The following is a 25,263-nucleotide window of genomic DNA, read 5'->3' as shown; positions in this document are numbered from 1 at the left end:
GCCAACAACGCCCACGTGCGGTCACTGATTTCGTCTAATTGATTCACGAACGCAAAGCTAATTGTCCGTACAACCTAGCCCGGGCCTTGCAGCAACAGGTAAGCAACCTCGAGCAGCTCGACAGCAAGCAGGAACCCTTGTACGAGCAAACCCTAACGGAGCTACGCGCCATGCAGGCGCTGTTCGACCACGATGTGCATCTCAGCGGCCACAACCACCAAGCTTGGCAGGCCATGATTGCCCGGCAGCTAAGCGCACTAGAGCCGTACGCCAGCAAGACCGTCACGGTGAAGACCAGAGGGGCTACGTGAATGGTAGAAGCGCAAAGCGGCTGAAGCTTCGGGAGCTTCAGCCGCTTTGGCTTTTATGCCGCAGAGCGGACAATTACATGTGAATAGCGCGGTTCTCCGTAGCCGCCAAGCACGCTTCTTTCATGGCCTCGGCGTAGGTGGGGTGCGAGTGGCTCATGCGGGCCACGTCCTCGGCGGAGGCGCGGAACTCCATGGCGGTCACGGCTTCGGCGATGAGGTCGGCGATGCGCGGGCCTATCATGTGCACGCCCAGGATTTCGTCGGTGGTTTTGTCGGCCAGCACCTTCACGAAGCCGTCGGTGTCGCCGCTGGCGCGGGCGCGTCCACTGGCTTTGAAGGGGAAAGAGCCCACTTTGTAGGCCTTGCCCTGCTCCTTGAGCTGCTCTTCGGTGTAGCCTACGCCGGCCACTTCGGGCCAAGTGTACACCACGCCGGGGATGAGCAGGTAGTTGATGTGCGGCTTCTGGCCCACGATGGTTTCGGCCACGAACACGCCTTCTTCCTCGGCCTTGTGGGCCAGCATGGCGCCCCGCACCACGTCGCCGATGGCGTAGATGCCGGGCACGTTGGTTTGCAGGTGCTCGTCGACCTTGATGCGGCCTCGCTCTTCCATTTCCACGCCCGCGGCTTCCAGGTTGAGGCCGGCGGTGTAGGGCACGCGGCCCACGGCCACCAGGCAGTAGTCGCCCTCAAACTTCACCTCCTCCCCTTTCGGGTTGGTGGCGGTCACGGTCACGGTGTCGCCGTCGCGGGTGGCGCCGGTCACTTTGTGGCTGAAGAAAAACTCGATGCCGATTTTGCCCAGCACGCGGCGCAGCTCTTTGCCGAGGCCGCGGTCCATGGTCGGGATGATGCTGTCCATGAACTCCACCACCGACACTTTGGCGCCGAGACGGGCGTACACGGAGGCCATTTCGAGGCCAATCACGCCGCCGCCAATCACAATCATGTGCTTGGGCACTTCGCGGATGTTCAGGGCCTCAGTGCTGGTGATGATGCGCTCCTTGTCCTGGGCAATGAACGGCAGCACCGTAGGCTTGGAGCCGGTGGCGATGATGACGTTCTTGGTTTCAATCTGCTGGGCCTCGCCGCCCGCGGTGGGCGCGATGCTGATGTGGTTTTTGTCAACAAAAGAACCCACGCCGGTGAGGACGTCGATTTTGTTCTTTTTCATCAGATAGGAGATGCCGTCGACGTTGGCTTTCACCACGCCGGCCTTGCGGTCTATCATCTGGTTCATGTTCACCCGCAGATTGTCCAGCTCCACGCCATGCTCCTTGAAGGCCGTGTGGGCGTTGTGGTAGTGCTCCGACGAGTCGAGCAGCGCCTTGCTGGGGATGCAGCCCACGTTGAGGCAGGTGCCGCCTAAAGTGGGGTATTTCTCGATGAGGGCGGTTTTGAGGCCCAGCTGGGAACAGCGGATGGCGGCCACGTAGCCCCCAGGACCGGAGCCGATGACAGTGACGTCGTATTGATTCATAGAGCCAGATATTCGGTGATGTTTCGCTGCGCGAAGGTACGGCGCGAAGTGTGCGGGAGCAGGACAGTTTCTTAAGATAGAACGAATAAAAGCACGGTCATGCAGAGTGCAGCGTGGGGAACCTCACCCCCGCGCTGCACGTGGCTGCACGTTCAATTACTCCACCAACACTCCGATGTAGTAGTTGAACGTGTCGACCTCCAGCGTCTCCCGGGTAGCACCCGCCAGCTGCTTGATGGGCTCAAACTTGGTGGTGAGCGGAATGAATTGGTATTCCCCACCCCTCACCCTCATGCGAACGGGCATGTCGAATCCCGGCACATTGGATATCCAGCGGGCCACGGGCTCGTTGTTTTCGAAGCGCACTTCCAGCGTGGGGATGCTGGGGTGGCGCAGGTACTGGTCGAAGATTTTGGTGAGGTCCTGGCCGCTTTCGCGGTTGAAATAGTCGATGACTTGCTGGCCCGTTACCGTCTGGTGGTAGAAGGTGCTGGAAAGGCCGCGCAGCAGCTGGCGCCACTTCGCATCGTCGTTGATGACGGTACGCAGCATATTCAGCATATTGCTGCCCTTGTCGTACATGTCGCCCGAGCCTTCCTGGTTCACGCCATAGGGGCCGATGATGGGGCCATCGTTCTGGATGTTGCGGCGCTGGCCGTGGATGTACTCCTGGCCGGCTTGCTTGCCAAACTGGCTTTCCACGAACAATGCTTCGGAATAGGTAGTGAAGCTCTCGTGCACCCACATGTCGGCAATGTCTTTGGTGGTGATGTTGTTGCCAAACCACTCGTGGCCGCTTTCGTGAATGATGATGAAATCCCACTTCGAGCCCCAGCCAGTCGCCGACCGGTCGCGGCCGAGGTAGCCGTTTTGGTACTTGTTGCCGTAGGCCACGGCGCTTTGGTGCTCCATGCCAAGGTGCGGCGCCTCCACCAGCTTGTAGCCATCCTCATAGAATGGGTACGGGCCGAACCAGTATTCCATAGATTTCAGCATGGGCCGCACGTTGTCGGCAAACTGTTTTTTGGCCTTGGCCAAGTTCTCGGGCAGCACCCAATAGTCGAGGGTGAGCGGGCCCTTTTCCCCAGGGTAAGTACCGCCGCTGATGTGCTGATAGTCGCCCACGTTCAGGGCCACGTCGTAGTTGTTGATGGGGTTGCGCACGGCCCAGTCGAAGCGGGTGTATCCACCCTTGAGCTTGGTGGTTTTGCGTAGGCGGCCGTTCGAAATGTTTTTCAGACCGTTCGGCACACTCACGCTGATGAGCATGCTGTCAACTTCATCGGCCTGCTGGTCTTTGGTGGGCCACCAGATGCTGGCGCCAGTGCCCTGGCAGGCGGTGGCCACCCAGGGCTTGCCCTTGGCATCCTGCGAAAACACCATCCCGCCATCCCAGGGGGCTTTTTTTGCCACGATGGGGTTGCCGGAGTACTGCACCGTAAACTCATCGCGGCTGCCTTTGGCAATGGTGGTGGGGAAGGTAACGAACACGGCATTGGCCTCGCGGGTGTAGGGCACCTCCTTGCCTTTATACAGCACCTTTTCCACTTTCAGATTCGCAAACAGGTCAAACTGCAGCCGGGTGAAATCCTGCGTGGCGGTGTAGCGAAACAAATTGGAACCGCTGATGAAGCGCTTGGCCGGGTCCAGCTTCACGTCGAGGTGGTAGTAGTTGAGGTCGTAGCAGGTGCGCAGGGGCGTTTGGCCGCCGCGCAGGGAATCGGCGCGGGTGAAGGTGGGCTTGTTTTGCAGCAACTGCCCGGCAGCCGGGGCGAACGGGCCCAGTAGCAACAGCAGCAAGAGAAGCACTTTGTTGTTTGTCATGCTGCAAAGCAACAACGGCAGTGGGAATTAACGCCGAGGCCACTACTCGCACCCGTCATGCTGACGAAGGCACTTGCGAAAGTACTGTTGCACCCGAACGTTCCGCTCATTCTATCGGGCGTAATTTTGCGGCAGCACTTATTAATTATATGTCTAGTTCAAGTTCCGCTGCCGCTCCTTCGCGGGTAGCAATGCTATTGGCCTTTGCGGCCGTTTATCTTATCTGGGGCTCTACTTATCTGGTCATGAAGTTCGCCATTGCCAGCATGCCGCCGCTGCTCATGGCAGGCACGCGCTACGGCATGGCGGGGGGGCTACTCTACCTCGTAATGCGCCTGCGCGGCGAGCCGCGACCCAGCTGGCGGGGCTGGGGCCACGCCTTGGTCATTGGCATCTGCCTGCTGGGCTTTGGCAATGGCGGCACCACGTTTGGGGTGCTGTATTTGCCCAGCGGCACCACCTCGCTGCTGGTCGCCACGGTACCCATGTTTCTGGCGCTGCTGGGGTGGATGAGCGGCGTGACGCCCCGCCCCACGCGCTGGGTGTCGGTAGGGCTGGCGGCGGGCCTGCTGGGCATGTATCTGCTGGCGGCGCATCCCAGCTCGGCGGGCGTGCTGCGGCCGGGCCACCCAGAAATCGGCATCACCTTAGTGTTGCTGGCGGCCGTGATGTGGTCGGTAGGCTCACTCTATTCCAAGAAGCACCAGCCGGCCTCCTCTCCTTTCATCTCCGGCGGCATGCAGATGATTTGTGGCGGCGTGGCCATGCTCATTCTGGGTTTGCTGCGGGGCGAAGCCGATGGGTTTGAGCTGGCGCAGGTAACTACCAAGTCCTGGATGGCATATGCGTACTTGGTCACCTTTGGCTCCATTGTAGCGTTCACGGCCTACATTTGGCTGCTGCGCGTGGTGGAGCCAGCGCTAGCAGGCACCTACGCGTTTGTAAATCCGGTGGTGGCCGTGCTGCTGGGCTGGGCATTCGCGGGCGAGGTTCTGAACCCGCAAATGCTGGGCGGCGCGGCCCTTATCGTACTGGCTGTGGTGCTGGTGGTGCTGGGCGGGCGCCGCAAAAAGGAAGTACCCGTGGCAGCACCAGAAGCGGCAGTCGAAGCCTGATTGTGTAGTATGGCTGCTTCTTCACTACCTGACTTGCGCACCGAAGCCGACATTGTCAGCCTAGTTGATGCGTTCTACACCCGGATAAACGAGGATGCGTTGCTACGGCCCATTTTTAACGACGTAGCACGGGTAGACTGGGCCGCCCATCTGCCCATTATGTACGACTTCTGGAGCAGCGTGCTCCTGGGTACCAGTCGCTACAAAGGCCGGCCCTTTGCCAAACATTTTCCATTGCCCATTCAGGCCGCGCATTTCCAGCAATGGCTGGCGCTTTTTCGCGCCAGCGCCGATGAGTTGTTTGCCGGTCCAAAAGCGGCCGAGGCGAAAGTCAAAGCTCAGCACATAGCGGCCATGTTCGAGCATCGCATGAAGCCAAATCCGCTGTCCCTGCTTCCTGATTAGTGCTTTACAATGGCCTCCACTCGCCGTGTGCCGGCCGCTGCCCGCTCAGCAAAGCCGCGCCCCCAGCCAGCACCAGGGCGTCCTCGCCCACCCCAACCAGCGCAATCGGCACCCCTGACTTTTCGCTGATGCCGGTGCGCAAGGCATAGCTGATGAACGTAGCGGCTACTGCCACTGCCCCTCCCAGCACGCCCCCGCCCACGGCACTTCCGTGACGCGACTTGTACCACGCCGCCCCCACCAGCGCCCCAGATACCAATCGGCCCAGCAGTACTTCCGGGGCAATCCGGTTGGGCATCATGGGCAGCTTGTCGGCCACTATCTCCCCGGCCGCTATGGCCTTCAGCGCTGTGGCCGTGGCGGGCTTCCGTAAAAACCGGAGCGGCGAGCCATCCAAGCCGCCGTGGGGCTGCCGTGAAAGGTAATGGCTCAGAAACGCTGGGGCACTCATGCTGCGCATACCGGCCAGGGTGGCGAAGCCTAAAACGGGCCAGAACTTGGCGGAACGGGGAGCTTTCTTCGGATGCTTCATAGGGATTAAGGCTAAGTGCTTTTAAACGGCAGCAGTGGCTTTTAAGTCGTGAAATGTCACAAAAAAGCGGCCGACGTTAGCTGTCGGCCGCTTCTGTTTGGTTTTCTAAGAGGTGCGAAATGAGGGCTTATTTAGTTCGTACTGCTGCTATCCAATGGCAGCGCGCTGCTTCTCTTCGATGTGATGATAGGCGGGCTTGCGCGGAGCTAGGTCGCGCAGGTACTGCAGGTCCATGATGCTGAAACCCACTTTTGAAAAGAAGGGCACCACCACAAACAGCAATGTTTCCGTCGTTTGATTTAGGAAGCCAATACCCGAGGGTCCCAGTGCCCAAATGGTTGGGTAGCTAAACCACAGCAGGGTCAGAAAGCTTACCAGTTTATTGTAGATGCTCCCCAGCTCAGCGTCGCTATCAGTTGCAATGCGGCGTAGCGGCACCCATATCAGGTACAACACTGCCACAAAAGCGCCTACCCCGCAGGTGTACCACATCCAGCGGGCCGTGCTCGACTCGGACAAATCCGCAAACAGCCCGCAGATTATCATTACTACATCGGCCGCCACCAGGCTAAATAGCAGGGTTTTGCTGCGCTCGTCCTTGGGCACGTAGAACATTGCTGTGAACGCCAACGCCAGCAGCAGCAGCGGTGTGGTTACTACCCAATCGATATAGCGCGCGTAGTGCGTTACCTGGCCTGCCACCTCGGTTTTGCCCTGGCCCAGCCCCATGCCCATGTACGCCAGGGCCGACCAGATGGGAATCATCATGGCAATGGCGTATTCGTATTGCGGCACGCCTTTGGGATTGCGGCTCCAGGCCCAGAACAGCAGCGCGCCGCCCACCATAGAGGCCACGTAGAGCCAGTGAAGTAAGGTTTGAGTTTCCATAAGGGCAAGAAAATATGTGAAAAAAGCTCAGGCTTTCACACTCTTACTACCGGGCTACACTTTAAGTTAATTTTAATGCGGCTCGGCCGGGGGTGTGGGCTTGCTTTCGGGCGGCTACTTTGCTTCCTCCGTGTGGTCGCCCAAGGTGTCCTTCACGTAGAGTTCTTTAATCAGCGTTATGAGCACTACCAGGGCCGGCATGGCGATGATGGTACCCGGCAGGCCAAACAACACCCCTCCCAACAACGCAGTGAGCAGCAGCAAAGTAGGCGGCACCGATACCGTGTGCTGCTGCACCAGAGGCGCCACCAAGTAGCTTTCTACCTGCTGCACGGCCAGGTAGACCAAGGCTACGTACAGGACCATTTGTGGTCCCTGCAGCACCGCCAGCAGCACGGCCGGCACCGCGGCAATCAGTGGCCCAATGAAGGGCACGAAGTCGAAAACAAACGCAATAACGGCCAGCACCATGGCCAGGGGCATGCCCAGCGCCGCCAACCCTACCCACGTGAGTACGCCCACCGCAAACATGGCAATGAACTGGCCCAGCAGCCAGCTTTCGAGCCGGTCGGCTACGCTGGCCACCACTTCGCGGGCCCGCTGCCGGCGCGACACCGGAAACAGCCGGGCCAGTCCGTTCACGTACAAGCCCGGGTCGAGGGCCAAAAACAGGCCCGCTACAAATATGACCACCGCGTTGGTGATTACGCCCAGAGTGCCCCCCACAATGCCCGTCACCCGGCTCAGCGACGGCGAGGGCATGTCCTCCTCTAGCTGTTTAAGCACCACCTGCCCCCATTGCGTGGCGTTGAGCTGGCTCTTGATTTTTTGGATGGACGCCGGAATCTCGGACGTTAGCGTGCTCATTTGCTCCGAAATGCGCGGCGCAGCCAGCATCCCAAACCCTACCAGCGCCCCCAGCAGCAACACCGTTGCCAGCCCCACAGCGGCTTTCATGGGAATTCGGCTTGATATTTTGCAAATCAGCTTGCCCACGGCCCGTAGCAGCACCGCCATCAGTACCACGCCAAACCCCAGCAATAATATCGAGCGACTGGCCCACAGGAAGAACAGCAGCAGCCCTACAAACGTGACAATGCCCACCACGATAAGCACCCGGCTGGTGAAGCCATTGGACTGCCGCACGGGCCGAAAAGGCTCCTCGGCGGGCACCGGAACGGCATCTGGCCGGATGGGCGGGATTTGGTTTGGGTCTGGATTGGGGGAAAACCAATCCTTGAGGCTGGTAAATGTTGGCATAAGGCGAAGGTGCTTTATCCCTCTCTACGCAGCAAATCGGTCGAAAGGCCAATTACTTGTAATGAAGGCACTTCGTGCACCACAGCTATTGGGGTGTTGTACCCAGGGTCACCTATCCGCAATTACACCTGCGGCCAGCAAGCAAAAAGCCGGCTCCTGCTATGCAGAAACCGGCTTTTCCAATAAGGCTAAATGCGCTGCTTACACGCCCAGCAACAGGCGCGTGGGGTCTTCGAGCAGCTCCTTCACGCGCACCAAAAACGACACCGACTCGCGGCCGTCGATGATGCGGTGGTCGTAGCTTAGGGCCAGGTACATCATGGGACGAATCACCACTTGGCCGTTTTCAGCGATGGGGCGCTGCACAATGTTATGCATACCCAAAATGGCCGACTGTGGGGCGTTGATAATCGGGGTGCTCATCATCGAGCCAAACACGCCACCGTTGGTGATGGTGAACGTACCGCCGGTCATCTGCTCAATGGTGAGCTTGTTGTCGCGGGCCAGCATGGCCAGGCGCACCACTTCCTTTTCCACGCCTTCGAAGGAGAGCTTCTCGGCATTGCGAATCACGGGCACCACCAGGCCTTTGGGGGCCGATACGGCGATGCTGATGTCACAGAAGTCGTTGAACACGATGTCGGTGCCGTCAATCTGGGCATTCACCGAGGGCCACTCCTGCAGGGCCACACACACCGCCTTGGTGAAGAAGGACATGAAGCCGAGGTTCACGCCGTTTTTCTCCTTGAACTTGTCCTTGAACTTGGTGCGCATGTCCATAATGGCCTGCATGTTCACCTCGTTGAAGGTGGTGAGCATGGCCGTCTCGTTCTTTACCGTCACGAGGCGGCGGGCCACCGTTTTGCGCAGGTTGCTCATGCGCTCGCGGTGCTGGTTGCGGTCGCCGCTGGCGGCAGGGGCGCTACTGGCAGCCGGAGCAGCCGCTTTTGGGGCAGGAGCCGCGGGAGCCGCTTGCGGAGCCGGAGCAGCAGGCTTGGCCTGCGCGTTCTGAGCGTCTTCTTTGGTGATGCGACCGTCACGGCCAGTGCCGGCTACGTCGGTGGCAGCAATACCTTTTTCACCCAGAATCTTACCAGCTGCCGGCGAGGGCACGCCGGTAGCATACGTGGCCGCACCACCGCTGGCTGGCTGTGTTGCCATGGCCGCAGCCGGAGCTGCCTGCGTTGCTGCCGGAGCAGCAGGCCCCGCCGCACCGCCGCTGCCGCCTTCAATGCGTGCAATCACGGTACCGATGGCGATGGTTTCGCCTTCTTTCACAGCGTGTCGGAGGGTGCCGCTGCCTTCAGCAGGCAGCTCGAAAGTTGCTTTGTCTGATTCTAGTTCGGCAATCACTTCGTCGCGGCTCACCTGGGCGCCGTCTTCTTTCAGCCATTTGGCTACGGTTACCTCAGTGATGGACTCGCCCACGGTGGGGATTTTCATCTCGATGGAACCTCCACCACCGGCGGGTGCCGAACCGCCCGCCGCAGGAGCGTCGGAGGTAGCCGGAGCGCCGGGGGTAGCGGGGTCTTTGCTTTCGTTGCCAGCTGGGGCACCACCGTAGCCGGACTGGTTGCTGGCTTCGGGGTTCTGCTCGCCGTGGGAAACCGGGTCGGCTGAACCTGCCGCTGCGGGCGCAGCGGCAGGAGTAGCTGCAGAGGCTGCCGGAACCGGCGCAGCACCGTTGCCACCCGCGCTGTTCAAATCGGCGATGATGGTGCCGATGCCAATGGTTTCTCCCTCGGCCACGCGAATTTTCAACACTCCGTCGGCCTCAGCGGGCAGTTCGAAGGTAGCCTTGTCTGATTCCAGCTCGGCAATTACTTCATCGCGTTTCACGGCGTCGCCGTCCTGTTTGAGCCACTTGGCAATCGTGACTTCGGTGATGGATTCGCCAACGGCGGGAATTTTGATTTCGAGGGCCATAAACTAGGGTGGCGGGGAAAGAAATTTTCTGAATGTGATTGAGACCAAGGCAACGCTTCTCCCTTCTTACGGAGTAAAGAAGCCGAACCGCTACACCAGCGGCCCGCAGCCCGGCACTAGTCCTGTGTTTTAGCGATTTCCGCCGTGGCTTCGATGGTGTCGTCGGCCACGGCCTCCTTCGGCTTGTCGAAAGCCCGGCCCACTAGGTCCTTTTGCTCCTTCACGTGGACTTTGTTGTAGCCCGTGGCCGGCGAGGCCGACGCTTTGCGAGCAATAACGTCTTCCAGTTCGCGGCGCATGTAGCGGAGCATGTAGTTCCAGTAGCCCATGTTTTCGGGCTCTTCCTGCACCCAGTAAAGCTTGGCTTTGGGGTACTTGGCCAGCTCGGCATCGAGCTGCTTTTTGGGGAAGGGGTGCAGCTGCTCGAGGCGCACAATGGCCACGTCGGTGCGGTTGGACTCGCGTTGCTCTTCCAGCAAGTCGAAGTAGATTTTGCCCGAGCACAGCAGCACACGCTTCACCTTTTTGGCTTCGGCAAACGTGTCGCCGAGCACCTCGCGGAAGGTGCCGCTGGTGAATTCCTCAATGGGCGAAACGCACAGCGGGTTGCGCAACATCGACTTCGGCGACATCACCACCAGCGGCTTGCGGAAGCTCCAGGTGAGCTGGCGGCGCAGGGCGTGGAAGAAGTTAGCCGGCGTGGTCATGTTGGCCACCACAATGTTCTGCTCGGCCGCCAGCTGTAGGAAGCGCTCGGGGCGGGCGTTGGAGTGCTCCGGACCCTGGCCCTCGTAGCCGTGGGGAAGCAGCATCACCACGCCGTTCATGCGCTGCCACTTGCTTTCGCTGCTCACAATGAACTGGTCAATCATGGTCTGAGCACCGTTGGCGAAGTCGCCAAACTGGGCTTCCCACACCACCAGGGCCGTAGGGTTGGCCATGGCGTAGCCGAATTCAAAGCCCAGCACCGCGTACTCGCTCAGCAGCGAATTGTAGATGCTCAGCTGCTCGTGCTCGCCTTCCATGTGGTTGAGCGAGGTGTAAGGCGCCGAGGTTTCAGCGTCGTGCAACACGGCGTGACGGTGCGAAAAGGTACCGCGCTGCACGTCCTGGCCGCTCACGCGCACTTTGTGGTTCTCAGTCAGCAGCGAGCCATAGGCCAGCAGCTCGCCGGCGGCCCAGTTCAGCACGCGGTTGTCGTAGAACATTTTCCGGCGCTCTTTCAGCAGGTTATCAATCTGCTTGAGGGGCTTGAAGCCTTCGGGCAAGGTGGTGAGAGCCTTGGCCACGCGCTGCACGGTGTCTTCGCTAATGCCGGTTTCGGGCGACTGTTCAAAGTCCTCCGGCTTGGAGCGGCGCAGGCTGCGCCACTCGTTTTCCAGCGCTTGGTAGTTGTAGGGCAGCGGCTTCTGCTTCACCAAGTCGAGGCGGGCCTGCAGCATGTCGCGGAACTCCCTGTCCATCTGGCTGGCCAGCTCGGCATCCACGTCGCCGCGCTGCACTAGCATGTTGTTGTACACCTCGCGCGGGTTCTGGTGTTTCGAGATGATGTTGTAGAGCGTGGGCTGCGTAAACTTGGGCTCGTCCGACTCGTTGTGACCGTGGCGGCGGTAGCACACCATGTCAATGAAGATGTCGGCGTTGAACTGTTGACGGTACTCGGTGGCGAGCTGCACAGCAAACACCACGGCTTCGGGGTGGTCGCCATTGACGTGCAGCACCGGCGCGTCAATGATTTTGGCGAGGTCCGTCGAGTAAATCGACGAGCGGGCGTCTTCAAAGTCGGTGGTGAAACCAACCTGGTTGTTAATCACAAAGTGGATGGTGCCGCCCGTCTTGTAGCCTTCCAACAACGACATCTGAGTCAGCTCGTAGCCGATGCCCTGACCGGCTACCGCGGCGTCGCCGTGAATGAGAATGGGCAGGATTTTGCGGAAGTCGTCGCCGTACTGGTGCTCAATCTTGGCTCGCACGAAGCCTTCTACCACGGGGTTCACCGCCTCGAGGTGCGAGGGGTTGGGCGCCAGCTTCAGATTCACTTTCTGGCCGCCGCTGGCTTCTACCTCCGAGCTGTAGCCCATGTGGTACTTCACGTCGCCGTCGCCCATGGTGAGGTCGGGCACAGCGGTACCTTCAAACTCCGAGAAAATCTGCTCGTAGGTCTTGCCCATGATGTTGGCCAGCACGTTCAGACGGCCGCGGTGGGCCATGCCAATCATCACTTCTTCCACACCCAGCTCGGCACCTTTGCCAATGATGGCATCGAGGGCGGGAATAGTGGTTTCGCCGCCTTCCAGCGAGAAACGCTTCTGACCCAAGAATTTGGTATGCAAGAAGTTTTCGAAAACGACGGCCTCGTTGAGCTTCTTCAGGATGCGCTTTTTGTACTCCACGCCGGGATTGAACGACAGCGACGCCTGCTCCACCTTCTCGCGGAACCAGTCCAGCACCTGCGGGTCGCGGATGTACATGTACTCGAAGCCGATGGGGCCGGTGTAAATTTTCTCCAGCGCCGCCAGAATGTCGCGCAACGTGGCCTGGGTGCCCAAGCCCAGCACTTCGCCGTTCTTAAAAACGGTGTCCAAATCGGATTCGCCAAGGCCGAAATCACCGAGGTCGAGGCGGGGCTTACGGTCTTTGCGCTCGCGCACCGGATTGGTTTTGGCACGCAGGTGGCCGCGGCTGCGGTAGGCGTGGATGAGGTTCCTTACAGCGGTTTCCTTGTCATTGGCTACTACCCCGCTGCCGCTGATATTGCTTGGCGCGTTGTTAGTGGACGCATCCGTTTGCAGCACGCCGTACCCGTCGGCCTGGTCGCCGGTAGCGGCAGTCGACTTGGGCGCCGCGGCCGCACCATTTGAGGAGGTGCCGTTGGTGGCGCTACCGTTGCCGGGTACCAGCGGTGCACCTTCCGGGAATTGCTGGGAGAAATCGAAGCCTTCAAAAAACTTGCGCCAGCCAAAGTCAACCGACTCCGGGTTTTGCTGATAGGCTTGGTATAAGGTTTCAATGGCCGCCGCGTCGGCGTTGGCTATATACGAGTATGCGTCCATGAGAAATTCAACTTAGGTAAGGCTGCGTAAAAGTAGGGCGCTTAAAATTCAGGCAAAAACCTGAATTCGACTACGCGAATTCATCTGCTTTTCAACACAATAATAATCACTGCTTTTATAAGGCCTGTTGGGCTTGGCTGGCCAATTTATCAAAAAATGGGGGATGGCTGGGTATTGCTTACTCAGGTTGGCCTGAGATAATGTAAGCGCTGGCATTTAAACAACGGCACCAATCATGGCAAACTCCTGTATAACCTCGTTTCGTTCTATAAACTTTTGGCTAAGAAGGCGTGATAGGGCACGTCAGGCGCACTCAATTTGGATAATTTATTTTCAGCAAACTTATCTATCTGCCTAATCGTTAACACTTTTCCCCGAAATACAAACCCAGGGGACGCCGATACTGCCAGGCGAGGAATGGCGGACGAACGAAACCCTTTTAAATGAGTAGTGTACGGTTATTTCTAGACATCCTTTTAGCAGCCTCCGCATTAACAGCCCCTCTTTTCTCCTCGTCACCAGCCGATAACAGCACTAAAGCCGCCGGACTGGTTAAGTTTATTTCGCCGCTAGAAGTAAGCCGCCCCGCCGAGCGTCGGGTGGTGAAAGCAAAAGCCAAGTTTAAAAAGTCAAAAAAATACGTTAGCCAAAGCCTGACTTATCGGGTGACGGCCACGATTTATGAAGCTGTGCCGGGCCAAACGGACAGCGAGCCGTTCATCACGGCCGACAATTCGCGGATTAAGCCGCACTACGGGACCAAACAGCGCTGGATGGCATTGTCGCGCGATTTGCTAAAGCCCTGGGGCGGAGAATTCGAATACGGAGACACGGTGCGCGTCACCGGAATAAACGCAAAGCTGGATGGCGTCTACACCATCCATGACACTATGAACAAGCGGCACCGCCACTGCATGGATATCTTGGCTCACACCAGCGAGAACCTAGACATTTTTACCAAGGGCGTAAAAATTCAGAAGGTGACCTACCAATAGGTAGCCTGCGCTAATAGTTCTGCCCCTTATTCTACCCCAATAAAAAAGCCCCGCCAGTTGAAGGCGCGGCTTTTTTTGTGCTTATAAAAACGGGTCACCTACTTTGGCAGAGCCATTTTAAAGATGCGGAACGGTGGCCGGGGCTGGCCCACGCCCTTGTTCCAGCTGGGCATTTTGTGAATGGCCGAGTTGGCCACATACAAGTTACCGTCGGCGGTGAAGCTGTAGGTATCGGGCCACTGCAGGCGCGGGTCTTTCACGAGGGTTTCAATCTTGCCATCGGGCGTGCGCCGAACCAGCGCGCTCTGCTCGAAGGAAGTGAGGTAGACGTTGTTGGCCGCGTCGATTTCCATGCCATCGGTAGCCGGAATTGTGCCCAGGTTCTCTACCTGCTGCCCAAGCTGGGCAGCGCTGAGGGAAGCATCGCGCAGGGCCGCCGTTTTGATGCGGTAGAGCGTGTGGCCCGTGAGCGGGCAGTAATAGAGGTAGTTGTTGTCGGTGCTCAGGGCAATGCCGTCGGCGTGGAACTGAGCAGGCTTGCCCTGGGGGTCAACCATGGAGTGGCCTTCTGCTTTTAACACCAAGCCTTTTTCGGCCTTGGTAGACGGGTGGGAGTCGAGCAGGCGGCGCGACTTGTTGGTCTTCAAATCGACCACGACCAGGGCGCCGGTGCCAGACTCGGTGAGGTAGGCGTAGTTGTTCTGCAGGTCGATGCGCACATCGTTGAGGTAGGACTTGCGCGGGGCCACGCTCTCGGGAAACGGAACGGTGAGCAGCACACGGCGCGTTTTGGGGTCGGTTTTCACCAGTTTGGGGCCGCCGGGCACAGTGCCTTTGATGCCGGGCGAAGCAGGGTCGAGCACCCACACCATGCCCGATTTATCGGTGTGCACGGTTTGGGGGCATATCCAGTGCTTCTGGGGCTCGTTCTTCACCGAGTCGGTCCAGGTGCACCAGTTGGCATCTGGGTAGGGCGTGAGGGTATTGTTGGGGCCAACTTCGGCAATGGGGTACAAGGGGTTGTGGTCCCAGCGCGGGAAGCAGGCGAACACTTGGCCGCCGGGCGCCACGGCTACGCCCACCATTTGGGGGCCCGTAAACTCGGCCACTACTTGCAAGGGCGAGTTGGCGGGCGCTTTGTCGAACCTAGCATCCGTCGAATCGGGCCCGGCGGCCACGGCGATGCTTTGCGAATTGTTGTTGGGCGACGAGCAGCTGCCCAGCGTCATGCTGGCGGCAGCCAAGCCCACCAACAAGGCAGGCGGTAGAAGGTGAAAGAAAGCCATGAATAGCAGATGGATTGATGGAAAGAAAAAACCTCAGCCGCAGGGGCTGAGGTTTAGCATACGGCCTTGGGTTAGGGACGTTGAAAAGCGCTGACACAAATACATTAGCTTATGTGTAAAGCCGCGGTTTGCTGGGGTAAGAGTACGATGTAGAGACGCGACACTTCGCGTCTCGGCGATAAACGATGCAACAGCGGATAGCCCCAAACGGCGCGGACGCCGAGATGCGAAGTATCGCGTCTCTACATCGTTTTGAGTGAGCTAATTTCTTGTGCTTTATGGGGTATCTGTTGAGTCGGATGCTGCGGGAGCAGCTGGGGCCACGGCCACTGTATCCCGCCTTGGCGGTGCGGGCCGCCGCTGCACCGGCGGTGCGGGATTGGTTGGCATCACGCGGATGGTTTCGGGTTCGGCCACTGCTGCCGGAGTCAGCGGGTCAGCCTGCGGGCCTGTTTCAATGGAGGTGGCCACCGAGTCGGCAGCGGTTCGGCTTGTGCTGGACAAACGCTCGGACGGTGGCCGGTTGAGGGACAGGTACACCACTAAACCTAACAAGGCCAACAACCCTCCAATGGATAGAATAAGAGCTAGCGGACTGCGGGCCTTTGGCCTTTCCGACTCAGGAAACTCGTTTTCTGTCCAGCTTTCCTCGTCAGCCAGGGGTGCGGCATTAGGTAAAGGTGCGGGGGGAACATGCGGCGGCACCCTATTCACTTCGGGGGAGCGAGGCGGAACTGAGCCAACCGGCGTAGGGGGCGCCACGGGATTGAGAGGAGGAGAAAGCGGCCGGTTGCCAGTGGGCGCCTTATTGAGCGACTCTACAATCAGTTGAGATAGCGGCGTGGGTGTCGGCACAGAGGGGCCGGCCACCGGAGGCCGGGGGGAAGCAGGCGGATTTTGGCCCTCCTGCCCCGTTGGGGACGGGCCGCCAAGATTGGGCGAGCGCAGCTCCGTTATTATCTGCTGCTCGGGCCGGGCCGCGGGCGGTTCGAAAGGACGGGGCACCGGCGGTTCATAGCCAGATGGAGCCGGGGTAACTGGCGTGGGCGGAACCGAAGCAGACGAAAGCGGGGGAAAGGGCGATGAGGCAGGCACCACCGGAGTGGGCGGCACGGTCGTAAATGGTGACGGAGCAGGGGGCGCCGGTTCGGGTTCGGGCGGGGTACTTGGTGGTGAACTGGGAGCAGGCGGCGTTGGGGCAGTCGACGACGACGTAGACGGTGGAGTCGTCTGGTCGGCGAACACCAACCGCTTTTTCAGGGCCTCAAACTCGGTGGGCGTGAGGGCCCCGGCATCCAGCATCTCCTTGAGTTGGCGCAGGGTATCGAGGGGCGAAGATGGGTTTTCCATAGCCTGAGTACGGCGCGCGCTCCGGCTAGTTCTTACGGTCGAGCGCGGAAAGGCGGTCGCGGCGGCGCTGCAGCTGTATGCGGTTCAAATCGAGCACCTGACCGTTTTTGATGAGCGAAACCGAATCGGAGCGTATTTGCTGAAGATTATCGGCGTTTTTCTTCAGCAATTCCTCGATTTTGGCCAGGTTGGAAGTGGTATTGTTCTGGAGGTAAACCCGGTTCTTTTCGAGCTTCTCTTTTTCCTTCTCGGCAGTTTTCACGCCCTTTTCGGCTTCGGCAATCTGGTCGCGGTAGGCCTTGAGGCGGGCGGCGGTGGCAAAAGTCTGGGCCATCACCCGCATGGCGTTGTACTCGGTTGCGGTTTTGTCGGGGTCGAAAAAGGTGTTGTCGTCGAAGCCACCGAATACGGCCACCTCCGAGGTAGAGTCCGACGGGGCCACCACGGTGGCGTAAAGGTCTACCAGCTTCCCGGAGATGGAGTTGGCTGGTATTTGGCGGGCAACGAGGGCCTCGCTTTTGCTCAGGCCGAGCAAGCCGCCGTTCTTGAACTTGACGTTGTAATTCTTCTTCATCCAGTCCTGAAAGAACTCCCGCACGTCGGACGCTTTGCCGTCGACCTGCACCTTGAGGGCGGCGCGGGCCTTGCGGTCATAATTCACCTCGCTAGCGCGCACGTCGTAGAGCTGGGCCGAGGCTGGAGCTATGGTGAGCAGGCCCACCAGGGCCAGCATCAGAGCGAAGATTTTATGCATCGAAAAAGGATGTAGTAGTGGAGGAGCCTAGCGCAACTCCTGGCGGTCGAAGGCGGCCTGCAAATCGGTGCGCATGTCCTGGAAGCGCGCAATGGCCGCGGCCAGAAACTCCTCGTCCAGCAGCTCGCGCACTTCGGCGTCGGTACCGGTGAGCAGGTCCAGCTCCGCAACTTTATAAGTCTGCTCGAGGCTGCCCTGCTCTAGCTTGAGCAGGAACTTGCCGTTCCAGGCCAGGAGCGTGATTTTGACGGCGGGATGGGGAATGTCGGCGACGTGGCGCATAAGAGACTTTTTAAAGGCCAGAAGCGGGGCGAAGGTAGTAAGCTCCACCTAACTCCTCCCCTGCGGCCCGCGTAAAAATACGAGGGCCTGATGCCTCAGGCCCTCTTTCTTCCATCCTTTATCAGCAACTGCCATGCCCCAGGGAGATAAATCGAAATACACCGACAAGCAGAAGCGCCAGGCCGAGCACATTGAAGAAGGCTACGAAAAAAGAGGCGTACCCCAGGAAGAAGCCGAAGCTCGAGCGTGGGCTACGGTGAATAAAAACGACGGCGGCGGAAAACTTCCCGGCGGTGGGGGCCGTAAAAAAGCAAGCAAGTAAGATATGTTGCGCCTATGCGCTAGCCAGTGGCTATAACCCACAAAGAGAAGCCCCGCCAACTGAGTTGGTGGGGCTTCTCTTTTGCTCTCTATCGCGAATTACGGGCCCGCTGTACCTTGCGGCCCAATTAATTCCTGGTAATGAACAAACACTTTCTCACCGCTCTGGCCTTGCTGCCGTTGGCAGCAGCGGCCCAAAATCCCACCACTGTTCTCACCCCCGAAAAGCTGTGGCAACTGGGGCGCCTGGGCGAAATGCAGGTATCGCCCGACGGTAAAACCGTAGCTTATACTGTGACCCGCTACAGCCTGGCCGATAATAAAGGCAACGCCGACATCTACACCGTGCCGGTGGCCGGCGGCACCGCTAAAAAGCTGACCGACACGCCCAGCTCAGAAAACACCCTGAACTGGCGCCCCGATGGCAAGCTTACTTTCCTATCTGGCGAGAGCGGTACCGACCAGCTGTATGTGATGAACGCTGACGGCAGCGGCAAGCAGCAGCTCAGCAGCTTCCCCGACGAGGGGCTGGGCAACCTGAAGTACGCGCCCAAGGGCAACTTCATTCTCTACACCCAGGACGTGAAGGTGACGCCCGACACCAAGGACCTGTTTCCGGACCTGCCCAAGGCCGACGCCAAAATCATCGACGACCTGAACTACCGCCACTGGACCTCGTGGGACGACCACAAGGCTAGCCACGTTTTCTTCCAGCCCATTGGCAGCGACGGCAAGCCCCAGGGCTACGGCAAGGATATCATGGCCGGTGAGAAGTTCGACGCGCCCCTGATGCCCAGCGGCGGCGCCGAGCAGTTGGCCTTTGCGCCCGACGGCTACCGCATTGCCTATACCAGCCGCAAGCTCACGGGCAAGGCCGAAGCCGAAAGCACCAACTCCGACATCTACCTCTATGACGTGCGTACCGGCAAAACCGAAAACCTGAGCGAGGGCCTGCCGAGCTACGACACCGAGCCAGTGTTCTCGCCCGACGGCAGCAAAATCACTTGGCTGAGCATGGCCAAGCCGGGCTTTGAAGCCGACCGAAACGCCATTATCGTGCACGATTTCGCCACCAAAAAGCGGCAGGACGCCACCACCGGCTCGGAGTTGAGCGGGGCCAACGTGCGCTGGAGCGCCGATGGCAAAAGCCTCTACTTCGTATCGGTAGTGGCCGGGGCCGAGCAACTGTACGAAGTACCTGCCAAGGGCGGCAAAATTCGCCAAATCACGAAGGGCGCGCAGAACTACAACGCATTTGAGCTGGCCGGCAAAAACACTGCCGTAGCCAACCGCACTACCCTCAGCGCCTTTGCCGACATGGTGCGCATCGACTTGAAAACCGGCAGGGAAACCCCGCTTACAACCATCAACCAGGCCGACCTGGCCGGCATAAAAATGGGCAAGGTGGAAGACCGCCGCGTCACCACCACCGACGGCAAGCAGATGCAGGTATTCGTCATCTACCCGCCCGACTTTGACCCCGCCAAGAAGTACCCCACCCTGCTCTACTGCCAGGGCGGCCCCCAAAGCCCCATCACCCAAAGCCAGAGCTACCGCTGGAATTTCCAGCTGATGGCGGCCAACGGCTACATAGTGGTGGCACCCAACCGGCGCGGCCTGCCCGGCTTCGGCCGGGAGTGGAACGACCAGATTAGCGGCGACTGGGGCGGGCAGCCCATTCGCGACTACCTCTCAGCCATCGACAAAATCAGCGAGGAGCCTTACGTGGACAAAGACCGCCGCGGCTGCGTCGGCGCGTCCTACGGCGGCTATTCGGTATACTTCCTGGCCGGCAAGCACGAAGGCCGCTTCAAAACCTTCATTGCCCACGCGGGCCTCTACAACCTCACCAGCTGGTACCCCAGCACCGAGGAAATGTTCTTTGCCAAGCACGACATGGGCGGCACGCCCTGGGACGCCACGCCGCACAAGTCCTACACCGACTTCAACCCGCAATTATTTGCCAAAAACTGGGATACGCCCATGCTGGTCATTCACGGCGGCAAGGACTTCCGGGTGCCCGAGGGCCAGGGCATGGAAGCTTTCGGTACGGCGCAGCTGCGCGGCATTCCGAGCCGTTTTCTGTACTTCCCCAACGAAGGCCACTGGATACTGAAGCCACAAAACGCCGTGCTCTGGCAGCGGGTATTTTTCGACTGGCTGGGCCGCACGCTCAAGCCGGATGGTGGGAAGGCAGCGGAATAAACGCTGGCTTTAGCTAATAACAAAAAGCCCTTTCCACTATTGGGAAGGGTTTTTTGTTATGTGATTATACAAAAAAGTTTTATGAATTTTCGAATTGAGTCAGTAGTTGTTTAAAGACAAAGGGATTATGAATTGGCCACTTAGCCACAATTATTAAATCATTGTCTTACAAGTAATTGACACTATGTAAACCCACGTTCGAAAACAATAGATATAGATTTGTTTTTCGCAACAAAACAAGCTAAAACATAAAAATCTTATAATAATGCCGAAATCCACATCCCTGTTTACCCCGTAAATTGAGTCGTGTTTCACCATTCTCATAATACACGCTTCCCACGTTCTATGAAGAAAACCTTACTTCTGGCAATGCTCTTGACGAGCGGTGCCGGGGCCGCCACTCAGGCCCAAACACTTATCGACCCAGCCCTACAAACGGCGCTCACCACGAGCCCCGGGGTTCACCAGGTTATTGTTACTTTCGAAGGCACGGGAGCTCCTTCGGCCGCTGCGCTGCAAACGCTCCGCACACTTGGTATCACGGCTGGCGTTACGCTGCGAGAATTGCCCATCGCTGGTGTACTGGCCACCAACGCCCAGATTGCCCAGCTAGCCAACGACCCCAGCGTAGTTTCGCTGTTCCTCAACCGCTCGCTAAGTCTCGAAAACGAAGGCGCTACTGCCCTCACCGGGGCCCAGCGCGTGCGCAACGAAGCCAGCTTCACGCAGCGCAACGGCGGCTTGCCGGTTGCCGGCACCGGCATTGGCGTAGTAGTGAACGACAGTGGTGTCGACGGCACCCACCCCGACCTGAAGCTGGGCGCCAACCTTAAGCAAAACGTGTTGGGCACCACCAACCTGAACGCGCAGGACTCGATGCTGCCCGTTACCTACCTCGAAGACATTGCCAACACCGACAACAGCGGTGGCCACGGCACGCACGTGGCCGGCATTACGGGCGCTACCGGCGCGGCTTCCAATGGCAAGTACGCCGGTGTGGCACCCGGCGCGGGCATTGTGGGCTACGGCACCGGGGCCGGCCTGTTCATACTGGACGTAATCGGCGCGTTTGACTACGCCTTGGTGAACCAGTTCCGCTACAACATCCGCGTTATCACCAACTCGTTTGGCACCACCAGCGACATTGGCACCGACGTAGACCCCCGCGACCCCATCACCATGTCGACCAAGCGCTGCGTCGACCGCAACATTGTGGTGGTGTTCTCGGCCGGCAACTCAGGCTCGGGCTCGGGCACCATCACCGGCAAATACAAGAAAGCCCCCTGGGTTATTTCGGTGGCCAACTCTGATAAGGCTGGCGTGCTGGCTCCATCGTCGTCGCGTGGCCGCAAGGGCGTGGGTGGCACTTTCTCTACGGACGGGCAGACCTTCACCTGGCGCGATGAGCCCACGGTAACGGCTCCCGGCACCGATATTATCTCGGCCCGCGCCGTGTCGCCCATTGGCGCTCTGAGCACCCAGCAGGACATCAACTCGGGCATGGACCCCGCCCACCTGCCCTACTACACCCACCTCACCGGCACTTCCATGGCCGCGCCGCACGTAGCCGGCGTAGTGGCCCTGATGCTGGACGCCAACCCCGCGCTGACGCCTTTCCAAGTGAAAGCCATCATTGAAGAAACCGCCACTAACCTGCCCAACCGCGAGTCGTGGGAAGTGGGCCGCGGCATGGTGAATGCCTACGCCGCCGTGGACCGCGCCTTCCGCGCTGCACCCGGCTACGGAGCCTTCTCCAACGCCACCCGCGTGTTCAACAGCAGCGTGAACACCAGCACGGTGCGCAGCACCTTCTCTATTGACTTCAACCCCCTGACCACGGCCACCAATTCGCGCACCTTCTCGGTGCCTAGCGGTACCTCGTCGATGGAAGTAAACTGCAAAGTTGAAGGCCTGCTGGGCGAAACCGGCAACCCCATCAACCTCGTGCTCCTCTCGCCTACCGGCCGCCGCTTCGCTTCGGGCATCTCGGTGCTGTTTGCCATCAGCCCTGGCCGCGCCGTGGCCGTGGTATCGCCCGAGCCCGGCACTTGGACCGTGCGCCTCGACGGCCTGAACGGAGTTGCCTTCCCCGAAAAGGTGAACGGCAACATTGCCCTGAACCAAGCTACCGGCACCACCGGCCTGACCGACATTGCCGGCCACCCGGCCGAAGGCTCCATCAAGTTGGCCGTGAGCAAGCGCCTCGTCGATGGTCTGCCCTCCGGCTATGCTCCCGACCGCGACCTGACCCGCATTCAGCTGGCCGACTACCTAATGATGGGCCAGGCTATCCGCCAGTTCCTGCCCCTGGACGGCTCCATCTCCTTTGGCGATGTGAAGACCAGCGACCGCCTGTTGGCCGAATCGGTAACGGCCCAGGGCGCCGCCCTGCGCGACCGCGTCCAAAACAAGAACGGTGTGATGCTGCCCACTTCGGCTGGGGTATTTTCTCCCAACGCCGCCGTAACGCGGGCCAGCCTGGCCTACTCGCTGGTGCAAAGCCTGGGCCTGCAAAACAAAGCCCTCAGCAGCACCGACCCGGTAACAGTGTTGGTGAACGGCCAGCGCATTCCGATTGAGGACGCAGCCCAGATTCCGGCCGGCCTGGCTGGCTACGTGCAAGTAGCGCTGGATATGAACATCATGAACGCCTTCTTCACCGTGACGCAGGGCACCTTCGACCTGCAGCCCGTGATTCATGCCACCTTTAAGCCCGTGCAATCGGTGAAGCGCGGCGACTTCGCCGTGCTCGTGACCCGCACCCACGACCAGTGGAACTCGCCCACGGTTGCAGCCAACAGCGCGGCTGTCACGGCTGGCACCTCCACGCCGCAGGAAGCTGACTTGGTGACGGCCTCGCCCAACCCTTTCCAGCGCCAGACCGTGCTCACCTATACCCTTCCTCAGGACGGTGCCGTGCGCCTGGAAGTGTTCAACCTGCTGGGCCAGCGCGTGAAAACGCTGAGCAACGAAGTGCAGACGGCCGGCGTGCACACGCAGGTATTCGATGCAACTCAACTGTCGGCAGGCACTTACATCTATAAGCTCACCACTGGTACCAAAACGGCCAGCGGACGTGTAGTGCTGACGCGCTAGTATAGAAAATTGTTGTTAAAAAAGCCGGCTCAGTTTCCTGAGCCGGCTTTTTTGTGCCATCACACCCGCAGCAGACGACCGGAATGCTCATCCACATTAGTCTAAGCATCTGCTATTTCCAATACTTTAATCCATACTAAGCTTTTGACCAAAAGCCTATTGTTGATTTTTATTTTAAAAGAAGATGGATTTGTAGTTAATTGCTAGCCGAGCAGCACTTTTCCTTTTTACCTATGCGGTTTCACTTCTTCATTGCATTGATGCTGGGGTGGTGGCTTATGGGCAAGGGGGAAGTGCAGGCCGCAGCTAAGCCCGACCAAACGCTGCGCGATACGCTGCTTCTGAAAGACCCCAAGGGCGCCCACATTTCGGAAGCGTACCGCTACTACACCGAGAGCTTTGATGTGCCGCCCGACCCCGAGCAGGCTGAAGCCCAGTGGCTGGCGGGCAAGTTCCGGCCCGGCCCTTGGCACAAGCCCCTCAACTTAGGCACGCTGCACCAGCGCGTGTGGATGCGCCTGCCCGTGCGCAACACCGAAAGCCAGCGCCTGCGCTTTGTGTGGAGCATTTTCAACTTCACCGACAGTGCTTCGCTGTATTGCCGGCGGCAGGGCGAAACGAAGTTTACCCGCCTGGGCACCGCCAGCTCGTGGACGCCCGCTTCCGAACGAATATTCCCGGCCCGCTCGCTCAGCTTCCCGTTTACCATGGAGGCCGGCGAAGCCGCGGTGCTGTACCTGCGCGTCGACGTGCACACCGGCGGCGTGTATTTGCCCACCTACATCGAAACCACGGAGCATTTCCTCGGCTGGGAAATGGGCTTCCCTTTTGAGCGGCACTGGGTGTGGCTGCTGGGCTTTTACCTGAGCAGCGCCTTATTCAACCTGGTGCTCTTTGCCTTCCTGCGTGACCGCATTCACTTGTGGTACGTAGCCTACGTGGTGGGTGTCACGCTGTTTTTGATGATGGAAGACGGGCTGGATGCCATGCTGCTGCCGGCCTGGCTGTACCGCTTGGTGTGGTCGGTAGGCCAATTTAATTTTATTGTTTTGGCTGGGGCCGCGGGCATTCGCATCATGCAGTTGTTTCTGCGGCTGCACAGCGGCTGGCGGGGGCTGCACCGGGCCGGCAACTGGGTGGCAGGGGCGGCCGTGGGGTTTGTGGTAGTCTACTCCGTGCTGTTTCCGTGGGCGGTGCGCCATAGCCTGGCCTTGGTAGAAGCGCTGAATGGCGCCCGGGAGGTGCTGATGCTGCTGGTGTTCGGCTACGGCGGGGTCACGCTGGGGTCGCTGTTGCTGAGCAAGCGCCGTCGGCGGCTGGCCGCTTACTACGCCCTCACCTATTGTTTCTTCTTTATCGGTTTTGCTATTTTTTGGCTCAACCATTGGGGGCTTACCAGCTTCAACCCCGTTTACCCCAACCCGCTGGCGTGGGGCCTGTTCTTTGAGCTCCTGGTATTGAGCTCCTTGCTCACGGGCCGCTTCCGCCACACCTTAAGGCAAAATGCCCGGTTGCGCATTCGGGAGCTCCAGCAGCGCAACCAAGTGGGCCAGCGCCTTATTGCCGCCCAGGATGCCGAGCGCGAGCAGCTGGCCCGCGAGCTGCACGATGCCATGGGCCCCAACCTGGCAGCCCTGCACATGGCCTGGCAGAGCATGGCCGTGCGCGATGCGCTGGCGGCGGCGCCGGCGGCGGCGTCCATTGGCGAGCTAACCGAGGAAATTCTGGGGCAGCTCTACGCCCAGGTGCGGCAGCTTAGCCATGCGCTGCTGCCTTTCGAGCAGCTCACCAACCGGCTGACTACTTCCGTGGCCGTGCTGTGCCGCACGCTCAATATGCAGGGCACCCTGCGGGTGCATACTCACTTCGACGAAGACCTCGACTACCTGCCCCCGCCCGTGCAGTCGGCGGCCTACCGCATTGTGGCCGAGCTGGTAAACAATGCCATGCGCCACGCCCAGGCCCAGCACGTGCACGTGCATTTGCGCTGCCGCCCGCCCATGTTGGAAATGTGCGTAGAAGACGATGGCCGGGGGTTCGGCCACGGCGAGGACATCCCCATTATGGGCATAGGCCTGCGCAGCGTGCGCACCCGCGTGGCTTACCTGAATGGCAGCCTGAACATCGAAACGCCTGGAGTAGGCACCCGGGTGGTGGTGCAGCTGCCTTATTAGAGCAAT

The 25,263-nt window shown here is 59.5% G+C and carries 19 protein-coding genes; 8 read left to right on the top strand and 11 right to left on the bottom strand.

Going from position 1 to position 25,263, the window contains the following annotated elements; genetic code table 11:
* Positions 1-38 precede the first annotated feature (38 nt).
* Positions 39-311 (top strand): hypothetical protein, encoded by a 273-nt coding sequence (locus ACP7AJ_RS17035; protein WP_426061396.1) that lies wholly within the window; start codon positions 39-41, stop codon positions 309-311.
* 73 nt (positions 312-384) lie between these two features.
* Here ACP7AJ_RS17035 and lpdA read toward each other — a convergent pair whose 3' ends face one another.
* Both lpdA and ACP7AJ_RS17025 read right to left on the bottom strand, forming a co-directional pair.
* Positions 385-1,791 carry a dihydrolipoyl dehydrogenase gene (gene lpdA / locus ACP7AJ_RS17030; RefSeq protein WP_426061395.1) on the bottom strand — a complete coding sequence of 469 codons (1,407 nt, stop codon included), beginning with the start codon at positions 1,789-1,791 and terminating at the stop codon, positions 385-387.
* 156 nt (positions 1,792-1,947) lie between these two features.
* A complete protein-coding gene (locus ACP7AJ_RS17025; protein ID WP_426061394.1) occupies positions 1,948-3,615 on the bottom strand; it encodes a M1 family metallopeptidase in 1,668 nt (555 codons plus the stop codon).
* A 149-nt stretch (positions 3,616-3,764) separates the two neighbouring features.
* Here ACP7AJ_RS17025 and ACP7AJ_RS17020 point away from each other — a divergent pair, with 149 nt between their 5' ends.
* Both ACP7AJ_RS17020 and ACP7AJ_RS17015 read left to right on the top strand, forming a co-directional pair.
* The gene (locus tag ACP7AJ_RS17020; protein WP_426061393.1) at positions 3,765-4,730 is read left to right on the top strand and encodes an EamA family transporter; all 966 of its coding nucleotides are present in this window, start codon (positions 3,765-3,767) and stop codon (positions 4,728-4,730) included.
* A gap of 9 nt (positions 4,731-4,739) precedes the next feature.
* Entirely contained in the window at positions 4,740-5,135 is a 396-nt protein-coding gene (locus ACP7AJ_RS17015; RefSeq protein ID WP_426061392.1) for a group III truncated hemoglobin, read from the top strand.
* 4 nt (positions 5,136-5,139) lie between these two features.
* On the opposite strand, the gene ACP7AJ_RS17010 is transcribed toward ACP7AJ_RS17015, so the two are convergent.
* From ACP7AJ_RS17010 to ACP7AJ_RS16990, 5 genes are all read right to left on the bottom strand, one after another.
* Complete coding sequence (locus ACP7AJ_RS17010; RefSeq protein WP_426061391.1) at positions 5,140-5,667, bottom strand: DUF4126 family protein; 528 nt, start codon at positions 5,665-5,667, stop codon at positions 5,140-5,142.
* Positions 5,668-5,814: 147 nt separating this feature from the next.
* Positions 5,815-6,555 carry a bacteriorhodopsin gene (locus ACP7AJ_RS17005; RefSeq protein WP_426061390.1) on the bottom strand — a complete coding sequence of 247 codons (741 nt, stop codon included), beginning with the start codon at positions 6,553-6,555 and terminating at the stop codon, positions 5,815-5,817.
* Positions 6,556-6,669: 114 nt separating this feature from the next.
* The gene (locus ACP7AJ_RS17000; protein ID WP_426061389.1) at positions 6,670-7,815 is read right to left on the bottom strand and encodes an AI-2E family transporter; all 1,146 of its coding nucleotides are present in this window, start codon (positions 7,813-7,815) and stop codon (positions 6,670-6,672) included.
* A gap of 201 nt (positions 7,816-8,016) precedes the next feature.
* Entirely contained in the window at positions 8,017-9,741 is a 1,725-nt protein-coding gene (gene odhB, locus ACP7AJ_RS16995) for a 2-oxoglutarate dehydrogenase complex dihydrolipoyllysine-residue succinyltransferase (RefSeq protein ID WP_426061388.1), read from the bottom strand.
* 116 nt (positions 9,742-9,857) lie between these two features.
* Positions 9,858-12,794, bottom strand: a complete 2,937-nt coding sequence (locus ACP7AJ_RS16990) for a 2-oxoglutarate dehydrogenase E1 component (RefSeq protein ID WP_426061387.1) — start codon at positions 12,792-12,794, stop codon at positions 9,858-9,860.
* A gap of 443 nt (positions 12,795-13,237) precedes the next feature.
* On the opposite strand from ACP7AJ_RS16990, the gene ACP7AJ_RS16985 reads away from it, so the two are divergent.
* Positions 13,238-13,789: a hypothetical protein gene (locus tag ACP7AJ_RS16985; protein ID WP_426061386.1), complete on the top strand. Its 552-nt coding sequence runs from the start codon at positions 13,238-13,240 to the stop codon at positions 13,787-13,789.
* A gap of 98 nt (positions 13,790-13,887) precedes the next feature.
* Here ACP7AJ_RS16985 and ACP7AJ_RS16980 read toward each other — a convergent pair whose 3' ends face one another.
* The 4 genes from ACP7AJ_RS16980 to ACP7AJ_RS16965 form a co-directional block, all read right to left on the bottom strand.
* The gene (locus tag ACP7AJ_RS16980; RefSeq protein WP_426061385.1) at positions 13,888-15,075 is read right to left on the bottom strand and encodes an SMP-30/gluconolactonase/LRE family protein; all 1,188 of its coding nucleotides are present in this window, start codon (positions 15,073-15,075) and stop codon (positions 13,888-13,890) included.
* A gap of 276 nt (positions 15,076-15,351) precedes the next feature.
* Positions 15,352-16,425 (bottom strand): SHOCT domain-containing protein, encoded by a 1,074-nt coding sequence (locus tag ACP7AJ_RS16975; RefSeq protein WP_426061384.1) that lies wholly within the window; start codon positions 16,423-16,425, stop codon positions 15,352-15,354.
* A gap of 25 nt (positions 16,426-16,450) precedes the next feature.
* Positions 16,451-17,179 (bottom strand): hypothetical protein, encoded by a 729-nt coding sequence (locus ACP7AJ_RS16970; RefSeq protein WP_426061383.1) that lies wholly within the window; start codon positions 17,177-17,179, stop codon positions 16,451-16,453.
* A 27-nt stretch (positions 17,180-17,206) separates the two neighbouring features.
* Complete coding sequence (locus ACP7AJ_RS16965; protein ID WP_426061382.1) at positions 17,207-17,461, bottom strand: hypothetical protein; 255 nt, start codon at positions 17,459-17,461, stop codon at positions 17,207-17,209.
* Between the two features lie 133 nt (positions 17,462-17,594).
* Here ACP7AJ_RS16965 and ACP7AJ_RS16960 point away from each other — a divergent pair, with 133 nt between their 5' ends.
* The 4 genes from ACP7AJ_RS16960 (at position 17,595) to ACP7AJ_RS16945 (ending at position 25,257) form a co-directional block, all read left to right on the top strand.
* Entirely contained in the window at positions 17,595-17,783 is a 189-nt protein-coding gene (locus tag ACP7AJ_RS16960) for a hypothetical protein (RefSeq protein ID WP_426061381.1), read from the top strand.
* Positions 17,784-17,923: 140 nt separating this feature from the next.
* Positions 17,924-19,987 carry a prolyl oligopeptidase family serine peptidase gene (locus ACP7AJ_RS16955; protein ID WP_426061380.1) on the top strand — a complete coding sequence of 688 codons (2,064 nt, stop codon included), beginning with the start codon at positions 17,924-17,926 and terminating at the stop codon, positions 19,985-19,987.
* Positions 19,988-20,332: 345 nt separating this feature from the next.
* The gene (locus tag ACP7AJ_RS16950; protein ID WP_426061379.1) at positions 20,333-23,083 is read left to right on the top strand and encodes a S8 family peptidase; all 2,751 of its coding nucleotides are present in this window, start codon (positions 20,333-20,335) and stop codon (positions 23,081-23,083) included.
* A 233-nt stretch (positions 23,084-23,316) separates the two neighbouring features.
* Positions 23,317-25,257 carry a sensor histidine kinase gene (locus tag ACP7AJ_RS16945; RefSeq protein ID WP_426061378.1) on the top strand — a complete coding sequence of 647 codons (1,941 nt, stop codon included), beginning with the start codon at positions 23,317-23,319 and terminating at the stop codon, positions 25,255-25,257.
* Positions 25,258-25,263: the final 6 nt, after the last annotated feature.

It is taken from the genome of Hymenobacter sp. B1770 (assembly GCF_049896385.1).
In the GTDB taxonomy this organism is placed as follows: domain Bacteria; phylum Bacteroidota; class Bacteroidia; order Cytophagales; family Hymenobacteraceae; genus Hymenobacter.
This window is presented reverse-complemented; position numbering and strand designations above follow the sequence as displayed.